The sequence below is a fragment of the Tenacibaculum bernardetii genome (assembly GCF_029125915.1).
Taxonomy (GTDB): domain Bacteria; phylum Bacteroidota; class Bacteroidia; order Flavobacteriales; family Flavobacteriaceae; genus Polaribacter; species Polaribacter bernardetii.
On record NZ_JAQJCU010000009.1, the window covers coordinates 33067 to 46922 of the forward strand.

Here is a 13856-nt window from a genome sequence, read left to right on the forward strand (position 1 = left end):
TTACTGAGCAAGTTTTCATCAGAAATGTTTATTATTAATTATTATATGATATTAAAGCTGTTATTTTATTTACTATTTTACTTTTTGTAAGGTAGATTATAACAATAAAAAAGTGGTAAGACTATAATATGTTGAGTGTTTTTCCTCTAACTAGTACAGATTTTAAAAGATATATTTGTAGTGTAATTCAGAGGTAATAAGACTTTATAATATATAAGTCCCCCTGAGGTATCATTCAATATGATATTTGAATCTCCGACTTTTTTATAAAGTCGGAGATTTTTTTTGTTTTCAGGCAACCTTTTTTACAATCTTCTAGTCTTTATATTTGTAGACAAGTAAATAAACAATTTGAGTTGAAAATTATCCAGTTACATAAAAAAGAAGCTGTACTAATAAAAAGAGCAAGCGAGCAAAACAGAGAAGCTCAGCAGTTGTTGTTTGAACAGTATTCGCCTAAAATGTTAGGTGTTTGCAGGCAATATGTAAAAGATATACATCATGCGGAAGATTTAATGCTTTCAGGGTTTTTAAAAGTATTTACAAAATTACACACTTTTAAAAATGAAGGAAGTTTTGAAGGCTGGATTCGTAAAATTATAGTTAACACATGTCTTACGTATTTGAGTAAAAAAAATCCTATTCAATTAACAGATGAAGAATTTGTTTTTAATGATGCAGCTACCGAAAGTTTAGAGAATACTTCGGTAGATGATATTCAAAAATTAATAGACAAATTACCTGAAGGATATAAACTAGTTTTTAATTTATATGCTATCGAAGGATACAAGCATTCAGAAATATCAAAAAAATTAAATATTACTGAAGGAACCTCTAAATCGCAATTATTTAAAGCGAGAAAATGGTTGCAAGAAAGTTATATAACAACAAATCAGATTAAAAATGCAGAAAAATAATATAGATACACATTTTGCTGATAAGTTAAAGGATAGAGAAATAAATCCATCAATATCAGCTTGGGAACGTTTGAGTGTTCAGTTAGATAAAGAGCAACAAAAGAAAAAAAGGAAACGATTTATCTATTTAAGTTATGCCGCTAGTATTGCGGTGTTAATTAGTATTGTTTTTTTTTACGAAAGCAATGATAATATTGTGAATATCGAAAAAACAATAGTTAACGCTTCTTTAGATACGCTAAAAATAAAGGATATTAATTTACATGAAATATCGCCAATTGAAGAAGCTATTGTTAATAAAGATAAAACAGTTATAGATAACGAAATTCCATCAAAAAGAATTGAAAAACTGGTAGTTAAGAAGTCTAGAAGGGCTACAGAAAGTGTAATTGCAATTCTAGAAAAGATTCCTTTAGATAAAGAAAAAGATGCTTTAATAGATGAGAAAAGAGAAGTTATATCGGTTGTAAATATTCAAAAAAATAAAGTTGTAAGACCAAGAATAAAGGTTAATAGTGATGCTTTATTGTTTGCTGTAACGCATTCACAACAAGAAGTAAAAGAATATTACGCTGCCTATAGAATAAAAAGAAAAGATATGTTGGATACGATTCAGAAAGAATTGAGAAGATCTAACTTAAAAATAAACCCTGAAACAATTTTAGCAGAAGTAGAGTACGACATTGAAGAAGCTGATTTTAAGCAAAACTTTATGCAGAAATTTAAATCAAAAATGTCAGATGTAATTGTTGCAATTGCAGATAGAAATAAATAAGCGCTTACCAATTATCGATAATTAAAATTACCCAATTTTACCGTTTAATTTAAAAACTTAAAACCATGAAAAGAATACTACTTTTAGTGTTGTTAGTAACAACTATTGCCCAATCTCAAGTAAAAACATTTGAAAACGAAGTGCAAAAAATATCTAGAAAAATAGATAAAATAACAAAAGAGCAAAAGGACTCATTAAAGCTTAAAATAAAAGAAATCAATTTTAAGCTAACAGAAAATGAACTAACAAATACTGAAGCTACTTCTTTAAAAAAGGAAGCAGCAGTATATCATGCTTCGCAAATTGAAAAACATGTAAGTTTTCAAGAACAAATATTGCAACAATTAGTACAAGATAAAACTGAAGGAAAAGTTGTAAGTAATGATGATGTTGATGAAAAAAACACCTTTAAAATAGGAGGGGCAACTTTTAAGTTAAGTTTGTCAGAAAAAGACGAAAAGAAAAAATATAGAAAAAGTAAACGAACAACAACTCAATTTGTTTTTGCAATGGGTGTAAATAATGTTTTAACAAATAACGAGTTTAACTCATTAAATAATTCGGATTATAAGTTTTGGCAATCGCATTTTTATGAAGTTGGTTTTACCTGGAAAACACGAATTTCTAAACAACCCTCAAAAGCATATTTTAAATACGGACTTTCTTTTCTTTGGAATAATTTAAGAGCTGAAAATAATAAGTATCATATTGTAAACGGAAAGGAAACGGTTTTAATTGAACATCCAAATAAGTTAAGCGAAAGTAGATTGCGTCATGTACAAATGACTTTTCCGATGCATTTAGAATTCGATTTATCAAAAAATAAAAAATATGGGGATAATAAAGTTGTTGATAGAACACATAAAGCTGTTCGTATTGGACTAGGAGGTTTCTTTGGTTTTAAATTAGGGACCCGTCAATATTTAGAATACAAAAATGCAGAAGGAGTAAATGTAGAAGAACTTCAAAAAGCCAGCTTTAATACAAATACTATTAATTACGGATTAAGTGCTTATTTTGCTTATAAAAGTTGCGGATTATACGCAAAATATGATTTGAATCCGTTGTTTAAAAATACGGAAACAAGAAACCTTTCATTAGGATTGCGATTTGATATTAATTAACAAAAAAGGAGAAGTTTTAAACTTCTCCTTTTTTGTTTTCTTCCCATTCCTGGCGTAAATCACCAGAAAGTTTTCCTGTTCCATCGTGTTTCCATCCAGGAGGTTTTAAAAAATATAAAATTCTTTTACCTAAAGATGTTTTACTTGTAAAAACATCTTTTAATAGGTTATACCATTCTAAATATGCTATTTTAATAGGGTTATGGGTATTTATGTTGGTAACCAATCCGTATACAGGTTTTTCAACTTCAGGCTCAAAAGTACCGAAGAGTCTATCCCAAATAATAAAAATTCCAGCATGATTTCTATCTAAATACTGTGGATTCGTAGCGTGATGTACTCTGTGATGGCTAGGTGTATTAAAAACAGCTTCAAACCATTTAGGTAATTTTTTAATAAGCTCGGTATGAATCCAATATTGATATAGTAAGCTAATACTCATTTGTGTTAAAATCATCAACGGATGAAAACCAATAAGCGCCAACGGAGCCCAAAAAATAAAGGTATAAAAGCTCCCAGACCAAGTTTGGCGTAAAGCGGTACTTAAATTATATTTGGTAGAAGAGTGGTGCACTACATGGCTTGCCCAGAACAATCTGCTTTCATGAGCAATTCTATGATTCCAATAATACACAAAATCTTCAGCAAATAATAAGATAATCCACGACCACCATATAAAAGGTATTGTAAACACTCTGTAATTGTATAATAAAGTAAAAATAGCAAATACAACACCTTTGGTAATTAAACCAATAGCTACATTACCTAAACCCATTGTTATAGAAGTAGCGGCATCTTTAAATTCGTAACCTTCTAGCTTAACCTTAACTGTAATTATTACTTCAATAATAACCGTTAGTATAAAGAAAGGTATAGCGTAGTGAATTAAGTTAGGGATATAAGGAATTTGCATGAAATTAGTTTAATTACAATAATACATAAAAAAACACATATTATTTTTAGCAGCAATAGATTGTTTACCCGATGAAAAACAGTATATTTGCAAACTTAAAATAAATTTTAAACAATTTAATTATGAATCATTACGAAACTGTTTTCATTTTGAATCCCGTTTTATCTGAAACTCAGATAAAGGAGACAGTAAAGAAGTTTGAGGACTACTTACTATCTAAAGGTGCAGAAATGATTTCTAAAGAAGATTGGGGCTTAAAAAAATTAGCTTACCCAATTGAAAAGAAAAAAAGTGGATTTTACCACTTATTAGACTACAAAGTAGCTGGAGATGCTATTACTCCTTTTGAATTAGAATTCAGAAGAGACGATAGTGTTATGCGTTATTTAACTGTAAGGTTAGACAAGCATGCTGAAGCGTGGGCTGAAAAAAGAAGAGAACGTGTTAAATCTGCAAAAAAGTAAGAAATGGCGTCAACTACAATAGAACAACAATCAAAAGGAAACAAGCAAGGTGAAGTACGTTACTTAACTCCGCTTGATATCGAAACAAAAAAAGAAGCAAAGTACTGTCGTTTTAAAAAGAACGATATTAAGTACATCGATTATAAAGATGCAGACTTCTTAATGTATTTAGTAAACGCACAAGGTAAAATTTTACCAAGACGTTTAACAGGAACATCATTAAAATATCAACGTAAAGTTGCACAGGCTATTAAAAGAGCTCGTCATTTAGCTTTAATGCCATACGTTGGTGATTTATTAAAATAATAAAGAAGTAGAGACATGGAATTGATACTAAAACAAGACGTAGAAAATTTAGGTTTTAAAGACGATGTTGTAACTGTAAAGAATGGTTATGGTCGTAACAGCCTAATTCCTAAAGGATATGCAATATTAGCTACTTCTTCAGCTAAAAAAGTATTAGCTGAAAACTTAAAGCAACGTGCTTTTAAAGAAGCTAAATTAGTAGAAGACGCTAGTGAAATAGCTGAAACTATTAAAGGATACGAATTAAAAATTACTTCTAAAGTAGGTTCTGGTGATAAGTTATTTGGTTCAGTAAACAACATTAATGTTGCTGAAGCTTTAGCTAAAGCTGGTACTGTAATTGATAAGAAATATATCAAAGTTACTGGAGGTAGTGTAAAAAGATTAGGTAAATATAACGCTGCTGTTCGTTTACACAGAGCTGTTGTTGCTGATATCGTTTTTGAAGTTGTTGCTGAATAGTAATACTTTAAAACAATTATAATAAGAAGCCTACTCATTTCGAGTAGGCTTTTTTTTATGGTTAAAAACCTATGACAAAAAAGAGTTGAATAGATTTAATGCTAAAAAAGGGGATTTACCTACAGGTTTTACTATAAGAATTGTTGATATTTGTACTGTAATTAAAGTTAGGGGACTTTATTACAGTACTTTAAAATATAGTCTTTTGAGGGGTTGATTATATTTTAGATGAACTCTGATCTGTTAAGATCAGAGTTTTTTTATAGTTTAACTTCTTCTTGATTTCTTAGAATATCATCCATAGTTTCTCTTTTTCTAATAACATAATCTTTACCTTTATAAATCATAACTTCTGCAGGCTTAAATCTTGAATTGTAATTAGAAGCCATTGAATAACAATAAGCACCGGCATTGTGAAAACACAAAATATCTTCTTCAGATATTTCATTAATTCGTCTGTTAGAGCCAAAGGTGTCAGTTTCGCATATATAACCTACAATACTATAAAAACGTTCTCTTCCTTTCGGGTTAGAGAGATTTTCTATATGATGATATGCATTGTAAAGCATCGGACGAATTAAATGATTCATTCCACTGTCAATACCAGCAAACACAGTAGAAGTTGTTTGTTTTATAACATTAACTTTTGCTAAAAAATAACCAGATTCACTCACCAAATATTTTCCAGGTTCAAACATTAAAGCAATGTTTTTACCATACTCTTTGCAAAACTCATTAAATCTAATAGATAATTTTTCTCCTAACTCAATAATATCAGTTGAAATGTCATCTTTTTTGTAAGGGACTTTAAATCCGCTACCAAAATCAATAAAATCAATATTTTTAAATTTTTTGGCTACATCAAATAAAATCTCGGTAGCCCTTAAAAAAGTATCAATATCTAAAATATCAGAACCAGTATGCATATGAATACCATTAATACGCATTCCGGTATTTTCAACAACTCTTTTTATGTGAGGAACTTGGTGAATTGATATTCCGAATTTAGAATCGATATGTCCAACAGAAATATTACTATTTCCACCAGCCATAATATGTGGGTTTATGCGAATACAAACAGGCACTTTTGGGTGTTTTTGTCCAAATAGCTCAAGTATAGATAAATTATCAATATTAATTTGAACGCCTAATTTAGCTACTTCTTCAATTTCTTGTAAAGAAACTCCGTTTGGTGTATAAATTATGTCCTTGGGTTTAAAACCAGCATGTAAACCTAGTTTAACTTCTTGAATAGAAACGGTATCTAGTCCGCTTTTTAATGTATTAAAAACCTTTAAGATATTAACGTTAGATAATGCTTTAACAGCGTAGTTTATCTTTAAATTTTTAACTTTAGAAAAAGCACTTGTAATAGTTTTATATTGATGTATTATTCTTTCGGTATCATATACATAAAGAGGTGATCCGTGCTTTGTTGCTAAATTTATTAACTCTTCTCTATTCATTTTATTAGTTATTAGAAGCACCAAATGTAGAGAAGCAATTTTTTTTAGCAAATTATTTATAAAAAATATACAAATCTAGTTTTTTTGTAAAAAAAAAGGGTTTTATCAGGGGGTAAAAGGTGGTTTTCCTAAAAAAGATACTAATAAAAATCACATATTTGTAGTGAAATAAAAATAAGGGGATTTATTTCAAATTGAATGATATTTTCTATAAGGGGTGATAATATCATTGTAAGAAAGCTCTAGTGCATAGCATTAGAGCTTTCGCTTTGTATAAGTTATAAGTAGTAACGTGTGTTGTATTTAAGTGTTTTATATTTAATAAAAGGTGTTTTTCCTTTCATTTATACACAAAAAAAGTGTCATTTTTGTAATGAAATAAAGAATTAAGGGGCTTTATTTCAATCTTTACGATATTTTCTGTAGGGGTAGATAATATCGTAAAAAAAACTCTAGCATTAGCTAGAGTTTTTTGTTTTTTATATACTTAAGTTTATTTAAACTTTACCGATACTTTTTCTGCAATACCAACAATTACTTCGGTAGCTTTTAAAATACTTTCAACAGGTACATATTCGTAACGTCCGTGAAAGTTGTGTCCGCCTGCAAAAATATTCGGGCAAGGTAACCCTTTGTAAGATAATTGAGAACCATCTGTACCACCTCTAATTGGTTTAATTAATGGTTTAATTCCCATTTCATTCATAACCTCTTCAGCAATATCAACAATATGCATAACCGGAGTTACTTTTTCTTTCATATTGTAGTATTGATCTTTAATTTCAATTTCAATTAAGTCTTTACCTAGTTTCGTATTCATTACCGAAACTAAATCTAACATGGCTTGCTTACGATTTTTAAACAACTCCATATCATGATCTCTAATAATATATTGTAAAACTGTTTGCTCAACCTTTCCTTCCATGTGGTGTAAATGGAAAAAACCTTCATAACCAGTCGTTTTTTCAGGTACTTCATTCGCAGGCATTGCGTTGATTAAATCGCTAGCAATTGTCATCGAGTTAATCATTTTTCCTTTTGCATATCCTGGGTGAACTATTTTACCATTTATTGTAATTTTAGCACCAGCTGCATTAAAATTTTCATATTCTAGCTCACCAATCTGACTTCCATCCATGGTGTACGCCCATTTAGCTCCAAATTTTTCAACATCAAACATATGAGCACCTTTACCAACTTCTTCATCCGGAGGAAAACATACTCTAATTTTACCGTGTTTAATTTCTGGGTGCTGAATTAAATATTCCATCGCAGAAACAATTTCGGTAACACCAGCTTTATCATCGGCTCCTAATAGTGTTGTTCCGTCAGTAGTAATTATAGTCTGACCTTTGTATTGTAATAAGTCATCAAAATAATCAGGAGACAATACAATGTTTTGCTCTTTGTTTAAAATAATGTCTTTTCCGTCGTAATTTTCGTGGATTTGTGGTTTTACATTCGCACCAGTAAAATCAGGACTTGTATCTATATGTGCCACAAAACCAATAGTTGGCACTTCGTAATCTAAATTGCTAGGAAGCGTAGCCATTAGGTAACAGTTTTCGTCTAAATCAACGTCTTCCATTCCTATTTCTACCAATTCTTTTTCAAGAACTCTTGCCAAATCCCATTGTTTTTCGGTACTCGGAAAAGCGGGGTTATTTGGGTCACTTTCAGTATCAATAGTTACATATTTTATAAATCGATTGATGATATGTTGTTTGTTCATTGTTGTAATTTTTAGCATTTCAAAAGTAACTAATTCAGTTGTGTTTTGTAAATTAAATTTAGGGCTTTGCAAATTCGTTCATCTACTAAAGAGTCTCCATAAACCTCAGTTTTAACATGTAAGAAGTTGTCTTCGTTTATTTTAGTAAATGTGTTTAATATATGATACGAATAATTGCCCTTTTTGCCTTCAGCATAACTATAATAAGAAGGTTTGTTAAGAATATTTACATCGTTGGTTTTAATTTCTGATAAGCCCATTTTTTTATTGTCATCCGTAATTTTCTGCTTAAAAGTATTGTCTAAAAAAACAGTTTTATGCACCAAAGTAACATCCATAAGTGTTGTTTTTGTTACACTAATAGTTGTATCGGCAGCATAGATGGATGTTTTAGTATTGTCATAATATAAGTTTACCTTCCAATGTTCTGGCAGTTGTATACTAAACATGTTTCTAACATCTTCACTTTTTTTAAGATTATCATAAAAACTAGTTTCTTTACAAGGAAACTCTTCTTTTAAATCGGGAAATGAATTACAAGAAGTCATTAAAGTCAAGACTAAAAAAGTTACGATATTTTTCATTTTTTTCTATTTCTGATGTTTAAAATAAGCGATTAACAAATCTACTACATAACTGTAAGATTTTATTCCTTTTGATTGATTGTTTGCCTTTAAATAAGAATTGTAACCTTTTTTTAAATAAGGCTCAATAGGATTTTCAAATTGTTTCCAATGTAAATAACTATCTCTATAATCTTTATAAATCCCGATATTTACCGTTTTCTTAATTTCTGAAGCCAACTCTTTATCTCGCCTGTAAATTTGACCAATACAGTAATTATACGCCATTCTGTATCCAGAATATTTAAAGTATAAATCGTCGTTTTTAATAGCAGCTAAGAACCCAACAAAATTTGCGTCATTTTCTGCAGCCCAACCAATTTGATGCGCCATTTCATGACAAGTGGTTGATGGATATCCGGTTTTAGGAATCCTATCATTTATTTGTGCTTCACCTGTAATCGGATTTATATAACCTGCGGTTCCATTATAAGATTGAAACAAACTCACCAAAGAACTTTTTATAGAAGGATTTTTATAGGCTAACTGCGGATAAATAAAAGCTAAGTTTTTATAGCCATCGGTAGCTAATTGATAAATTTCTTTTTGAGAATAAGGAACAGTAACTTTTATAGAATCATTTTTGGTAATTTGTAAATGTATTTTGTTTAATTCTAAAACAATTTGTTGCGTAGTTTCAACCAATTGCTCGGTTGTGTAAGTTGATTGTTGCAAGCCTAAATTTTTAGCCAAAGGCTCGCGAAAATAATTGAATCCCCAAAAGGCATAAAAACAAAAATAAACAATCGATAAAGTCGTTATAAGCTTCAGAAGCAACGGGATACTATTTTTAAACCGGTTTTTAATTAATTGATAAATAGCTTTAATGAACAAGAATATCAATATAAAACCTAAAAAATCACCAAATGAAAAAGGAATCCATCCTAAAATAAAACGAAAAAAATTAGAAATGTAAGGATATATTCCTGTGCTATAATATTGCTCTACCCATTGTGTTTTTTGGCTAAAACAATGCACAAATAATATTTGAAAAGGTAAAGTTAAAGCTATTATAAGTTGTTTTTTATTGTACTGCATAACATCAAAAATAAGAAAGTTAGTACGTTATCAACAAGTTAATAACAGTTTTGTTTACAAAATTTGTGTATAAAGAAAGTTAAAGATAGCTCCTAGAAGTATCAGCTTAAAAAATTACATTTGCAGTTATGGAAAGAACTCAATCTCTTAGAGGAAATAAAACAGACAAGGCTAAAATTATTAGCCTTGAAAAAGGAAAATTACCACCACAAGCTTTAGAATTAGAAGAAGCTGTTTTAGGTGCTATGATGATTGATAAAAAAGGTATCGATGAGATAATTGATATCCTAAAGCCTGATTCTTTTTATGATAAAAGGCACCAAGAGGTATATGATGCTATTTATACACTTTTTCAAAATTCAGAACCGATTGATTTACTTTCGGTATCTAATCAGTTAAAGAAAAACGGAAAGTTAGACTTAGCAGGAGGTGATTTTTTCTTAATAGGTTTAACTCAAAAAGTAGCCTCTTCGGCGCATATTGAGTTTCACGCAAGAATTATATTAGAAAAATATATTCAGCGAAAATTAATTACAATTTCATCAGAAATAATAGAAAGCGCTTACAACGAAACCGTTGATGTTTTTGATTTATTAGACGATGCTGAGGGTAAACTATTTGAAGTAACACAAGGAAATCTTAAAAAAGGAGCAGAAAGAGCCGATTCTTTAGTACAACAATCTATTAGCAAAATACAAGAAATTTCTGGTAAGGAAGGAATGAGTGGTTTGGCTACCGGGTTTACTAAATTAGATGCTCTAACATCGGGGTGGCAACCATCCGATTTAATTATCATTGCAGCACGTCCTGGTATGGGAAAAACGGCCTTCGTAATTTCGATGGCTAAAAATATGGCGATTGATTTTAACCACGCCGTAGCAGTATTTTCTTTAGAGATGTCATCGGTACAGTTAATTACACGTATGATTTCTTCTGAAACAGGTTTAACATCAGAAAAACTTCGTAAAGGAAACCTAGAGCCACATGAATGGGAACAGTTAAATGTAAAGGTTAAAAGACTTTCTGATGCTCCTATTTTTATTGATGATACTCCAGCACTTTCAATATTTGATTTACGTGCAAAAGCACGACGTTTAGTATCGCAACACGATGTGAAAATAATTGTAATTGATTATTTACAATTAATGACCGCTGGTGGAGCAGGAGGAAACCGTGAACAAGAAATATCAACTATTTCGCGTAACTTAAAAGCATTAGCAAAAGAATTAAGTATACCGGTTATTGCATTATCTCAGTTATCTCGTGCGGTAGAAACTCGTGGAGGCTCTAAGCGTCCGTTATTATCAGATTTACGTGAATCTGGAGCAATTGAGCAGGATGCAGATATTGTATCGTTTATTTTTAGACCAGAATATTATGGTATGACAGAGTGGGATGATGATGATCATTCACCATGTGAAGGGCAAGGAGAATTTATTGTTGCAAAACACCGTAACGGGGGAATGGATAATATCCGTTTAAAATTTACAGGGCATTTAGCTTTATTCTCAGATTTAGAAGAAGGTATTAGTAGTGAGTTTCAATCGAGTATGAACTCAGGTGCAGAATCTGGATTTAATACTGATGTAGCTTCTAGTAATTTTGCATCACCAGAAGATGCTTTCGGGCCAAGTGATGATGATGTTCCGTTTTAAAACTTAAACAATTTATAAATTATAATAAATACACAATTACTACTGAGTAATTGTGTATTTTAGTTTTTGATTATGAAGAAAATATTATATCTACTTACTTTTATTCTTTTTTCAAACTCTATTTGGGCATCCTTTATTTATGTTCCGATGAGTAATGAGAATCAGAAAAATCATTTAAAAGCATACGGAATTGTTTATTACGCATTGCAAAATGGGTTAAAAGCAAAATGGTTGTTAAATTACGAAGGAGGTGCTTTTTTAATAGAAAACAATAAATCTGTAGAAAAAGAATGTAAAATACGCGGAGTTTCTTATCGAATAATCTCAGATGCTAAATCAGCATTAATTTTAGAAGAAATTTCATCGCCTTCAAAAAATCAAGAAGCAGTAACTTTAGAAAAAGCGCCCAAAATAGCCGTGTATTCACCAAAAGGAAAAATGCCTTGGGATGATGCTGTAACAATGGTACTGTCTTATGCGGAGATTCCGTTTGATGTAATTTATGATGAAGAAGTATTAAATGATAAGTTACTACTGTATGAATGGTTGCATTTACATCACGAAGATTTTACTGGTCAGTACGGTCGTTTTTACGGTGCTTTTAGAACGGCACCTTGGTATATTCAACAGAAAAAAGATGCCGAAGCACTGGCTAAAAAATTAGGCTACACTAAAGTATCAGAAGAAAAAAGAGCAGTAGCAAAAAAGATTAGAGATTACGTAGTTGGTGGCGGATTTATGTTTGCCATGTGCTCTGCAACCGATAGTTTTGATATTGCCTTGGCTGCAGATGGAGTAGATATTGCAGAAGGAATGTTTGATGGCGATGCTTCAGAACCAAATTATCAATCTAAAATAGATTTTAATAAAACCTTTGCTTTTAAAGATTTTGAATTGATTCGTAATCCAACAACTTACGAGTTTTCGTCTATTGATATGACTCGTAAACGCAGAATTAAAAAAGAGGTTGATTATTTTACATTAGGAGAGTTTTCAGCAAAATGGGATCAAGTGCCAACCATGTTAACGCAAAATCACACACAATTGGTAAAAGCATTTATGGGACAAACAACTTCTTTTGATCGTAGTACTGTTAAATCTACCGTAATGATTTTAGGAGAAAATAAAACCAACGGAGAAGGTAAATATATTCACGGAACCAAAGGAAAAGGTATGTTTACTTTTTATGGAGGTCATGATCCGGAAGATTATCAGCATAGAGTAGGAGATCCTAAAACGGAGTTAGATTTACATCCAACTTCACCAGGATATCGTTTAATTTTGAATAATGTGTTATTTCCTGCCGCAAAAAAGAAAAAGCAAAAAACTTAAAAAAAGTAATTGGCAATTGTTTTCTAAACAGTTACTTTTGCTCATACAAAACAAAACAACAATGCCAACAACACAACAGCTTCAAGATTTTACACAACAAGTTCGTAGAGATATCGTAAGAATGGTACATGCAGTAAATTCAGGGCATCCGGGAGGATCTTTAGGATGTGCAGAGTTTATAACCTGTTTATACCAAGAAATCATGGATTATTCTACTGATTTTAAAATGGACGGAAATAACGAAGATTTATTTTTTTTATCAAACGGACATATATCGCCAGTTTATTATAGTGTTTTAGCACATAGTGGTTTTTTTCCTGTTGCAGAGTTAGCAACATTTAGAAAATTAGATTCTCGTTTACAAGGGCATCCAACAACACACGAAAACCTACCAGGTATTCGTATAGCATCAGGATCATTAGGACAAGGTATGAGTGTGGCTATTGGTGCTGCGCAAGCAAAGAAGTTAAACGGAGATGATAAAATTGTATACACATTGCATGGTGATGGTGAATTACAAGAAGGTCAGAACTGGGAAGCAGCAATGTATGCATCAGGAAAAAAAGTTGATAATATAATTTCAACTATTGATGTAAATGAAAAACAAATTGACGGTACAACAGATCAAGTACTAGCAATGGGAAGCTTAAAAGCAAAGTTTGAAGCTTTTGGTTGGGATGTATTAGAAGTAAGAGAGGGAAATAACGTGGAAGCTATTTTAAGTGGAATGGCAGATGCAAAATCTCGTACAGGTAAAGGAAAACCAGTTTGTGTGTTATTATACACCGAAATGGGTAACGGTATCGATTTTATGATGAACACACATGCTTGGCATGGTAAGGCACCAAATGATGAGCAATTAGCTTCTTCATTGGCTCAAAACCCAGAAACACTAGGAGACTATTAAAAAAATAAACTCAGAGTTTATATTATAAACGTCATTGCGAGGAAGTATGAAAGCAATCTTAAGTTATAAGATTACTTCACTTCGTTCGTAATGACGTTTTTTTATGTTTTTATTCACAAAAAAGCGTAAGTAATACCGTAAA

At 30.9% G+C, this 13856-nt stretch carries 14 protein-coding genes; 9 read left to right on the top strand and 5 right to left on the bottom strand.

Annotation, left to right across the window (positions count from 1 at the left end):
* Window positions 1-356 precede the first annotated feature (356 nt).
* The 3 genes from P2G10_RS08935 (at window position 357) to P2G10_RS08945 (ending at window position 2816) form a co-directional block, all read left to right on the top strand.
* Window positions 357-917 carry an RNA polymerase sigma factor gene (locus P2G10_RS08935; protein ID WP_218772297.1) on the top strand — a complete coding sequence of 187 codons (561 nt, stop codon included), beginning with the start codon at window positions 357-359 and terminating at the stop codon, window positions 915-917.
* Complete coding sequence (locus P2G10_RS08940; protein WP_275316183.1) at window positions 904-1692, top strand: hypothetical protein; 789 nt, start codon at window positions 904-906, stop codon at window positions 1690-1692. The genes P2G10_RS08935 and P2G10_RS08940 overlap by 14 nt, the downstream gene beginning before the upstream one ends.
* 65 nt (window positions 1693-1757) lie before the next feature.
* Window positions 1758-2816, top strand: a complete 1059-nt coding sequence (locus P2G10_RS08945; RefSeq protein WP_275316185.1) for a hypothetical protein — start codon at window positions 1758-1760, stop codon at window positions 2814-2816.
* 16 nt (window positions 2817-2832) lie between these two features.
* Here the strand turns inward: P2G10_RS08945 and P2G10_RS08950 are convergent, their stop codons facing one another.
* Window positions 2833-3729 (bottom strand): sterol desaturase family protein, encoded by an 897-nt coding sequence (locus P2G10_RS08950; protein ID WP_275316186.1) that lies wholly within the window; start codon window positions 3727-3729, stop codon window positions 2833-2835.
* Window positions 3730-3851: 122 nt separating this feature from the next.
* Between P2G10_RS08950 and rpsF the strand changes: the two genes are divergently transcribed.
* From rpsF to rplI, 3 genes are read left to right on the top strand one after another with little or no spacing between them, the layout of a single operon-like run.
* Window positions 3852-4193, top strand: coding sequence for a 30S ribosomal protein S6 (gene rpsF, locus P2G10_RS08955; protein ID WP_218772301.1), 342 nt, complete (start codon window positions 3852-3854; stop codon window positions 4191-4193).
* Between the two features lie 3 nt (window positions 4194-4196).
* Window positions 4197-4499 (top strand): 30S ribosomal protein S18, encoded by a 303-nt coding sequence (gene rpsR / locus P2G10_RS08960; protein WP_218772302.1) that lies wholly within the window; start codon window positions 4197-4199, stop codon window positions 4497-4499.
* A gap of 15 nt (window positions 4500-4514) precedes the next feature.
* Complete coding sequence (gene rplI / locus P2G10_RS08965; RefSeq protein WP_218772303.1) at window positions 4515-4961, top strand: 50S ribosomal protein L9; 447 nt, start codon at window positions 4515-4517, stop codon at window positions 4959-4961.
* 260 nt (window positions 4962-5221) lie between these two features.
* On the opposite strand, the gene lysA is transcribed toward rplI, so the two are convergent.
* From lysA to P2G10_RS08985, 4 genes are all read right to left on the bottom strand, one after another.
* Window positions 5222-6427: a diaminopimelate decarboxylase gene (gene lysA / locus P2G10_RS08970; protein ID WP_218772304.1), complete on the bottom strand. Its 1206-nt coding sequence runs from the start codon at window positions 6425-6427 to the stop codon at window positions 5222-5224.
* 493 nt (window positions 6428-6920) lie between these two features.
* Entirely contained in the window at window positions 6921-8159 is a 1239-nt protein-coding gene (gene pepT, locus P2G10_RS08975; protein ID WP_218772305.1) for a peptidase T, read from the bottom strand.
* A gap of 29 nt (window positions 8160-8188) precedes the next feature.
* Window positions 8189-8743 carry a hypothetical protein gene (locus P2G10_RS08980; RefSeq protein ID WP_275316188.1) on the bottom strand — a complete coding sequence of 185 codons (555 nt, stop codon included), beginning with the start codon at window positions 8741-8743 and terminating at the stop codon, window positions 8189-8191.
* Between the two features lie 6 nt (window positions 8744-8749).
* Window positions 8750-9820 (bottom strand): DUF3810 domain-containing protein, encoded by a 1071-nt coding sequence (locus tag P2G10_RS08985; protein ID WP_275316190.1) that lies wholly within the window; start codon window positions 9818-9820, stop codon window positions 8750-8752.
* A 128-nt stretch (window positions 9821-9948) separates the two neighbouring features.
* On the opposite strand from P2G10_RS08985, the gene dnaB reads away from it, so the two are divergent.
* From dnaB to P2G10_RS09000, 3 genes are all read left to right on the top strand, one after another.
* Window positions 9949-11475, top strand: a complete 1527-nt coding sequence (gene dnaB / locus P2G10_RS08990) for a replicative DNA helicase (RefSeq protein WP_275316192.1) — start codon at window positions 9949-9951, stop codon at window positions 11473-11475.
* Window positions 11476-11547: 72 nt separating this feature from the next.
* The gene (locus P2G10_RS08995) at window positions 11548-12807 is read left to right on the top strand and encodes an asparagine synthetase B (protein ID WP_275316194.1); all 1260 of its coding nucleotides are present in this window, start codon (window positions 11548-11550) and stop codon (window positions 12805-12807) included.
* Window positions 12808-12868: 61 nt separating this feature from the next.
* Entirely contained in the window at window positions 12869-13714 is an 846-nt protein-coding gene (locus P2G10_RS09000; RefSeq protein ID WP_218772310.1) for a transketolase, read from the top strand.
* Window positions 13715-13856 lie beyond the last annotated feature (142 nt).

What these genes read in the sequence shown, in the direction of transcription:
- P2G10_RS08940 (WP_275316183.1), top strand. Translation starts at nt 904, where the DNA reads ATGCAGAAAAATAATATAGATACACATTTTGCTGATAAGTTAAAGGAT.
- P2G10_RS08995 (WP_275316194.1), top strand. Translation starts at nt 11,548, where the DNA reads ATGAAGAAAATATTATATCTACTTACTTTTATTCTTTTTTCAAACTCT.
- rpsF (WP_218772301.1), top strand. Translation starts at nt 3,852, where the DNA reads ATGAATCATTACGAAACTGTTTTCATTTTGAATCCCGTTTTATCTGAA.
- lysA (WP_218772304.1), bottom strand. Translation starts at nt 6,427, where the DNA reads ATGAATAGAGAAGAGTTAATAAATTTAGCAACAAAGCACGGATCACCT.
- rplI (WP_218772303.1), top strand. Translation starts at nt 4,515, where the DNA reads ATGGAATTGATACTAAAACAAGACGTAGAAAATTTAGGTTTTAAAGAC.
- rpsR (WP_218772302.1), top strand. Translation starts at nt 4,197, where the DNA reads ATGGCGTCAACTACAATAGAACAACAATCAAAAGGAAACAAGCAAGGT.
- P2G10_RS08980 (WP_275316188.1), bottom strand. Translation starts at nt 8,743, where the DNA reads ATGAAAAATATCGTAACTTTTTTAGTCTTGACTTTAATGACTTCTTGT.
- P2G10_RS08985 (WP_275316190.1), bottom strand. Translation starts at nt 9,820, where the DNA reads ATGCAGTACAATAAAAAACAACTTATAATAGCTTTAACTTTACCTTTT.
- pepT (WP_218772305.1), bottom strand. Translation starts at nt 8,159, where the DNA reads ATGAACAAACAACATATCATCAATCGATTTATAAAATATGTAACTATT.
- P2G10_RS08945 (WP_275316185.1), top strand. Translation starts at nt 1,758, where the DNA reads ATGAAAAGAATACTACTTTTAGTGTTGTTAGTAACAACTATTGCCCAA.
- P2G10_RS09000 (WP_218772310.1), top strand. Translation starts at nt 12,869, where the DNA reads ATGCCAACAACACAACAGCTTCAAGATTTTACACAACAAGTTCGTAGA.
- dnaB (WP_275316192.1), top strand. Translation starts at nt 9,949, where the DNA reads ATGGAAAGAACTCAATCTCTTAGAGGAAATAAAACAGACAAGGCTAAA.
- P2G10_RS08950 (WP_275316186.1), bottom strand. Translation starts at nt 3,729, where the DNA reads ATGCAAATTCCTTATATCCCTAACTTAATTCACTACGCTATACCTTTC.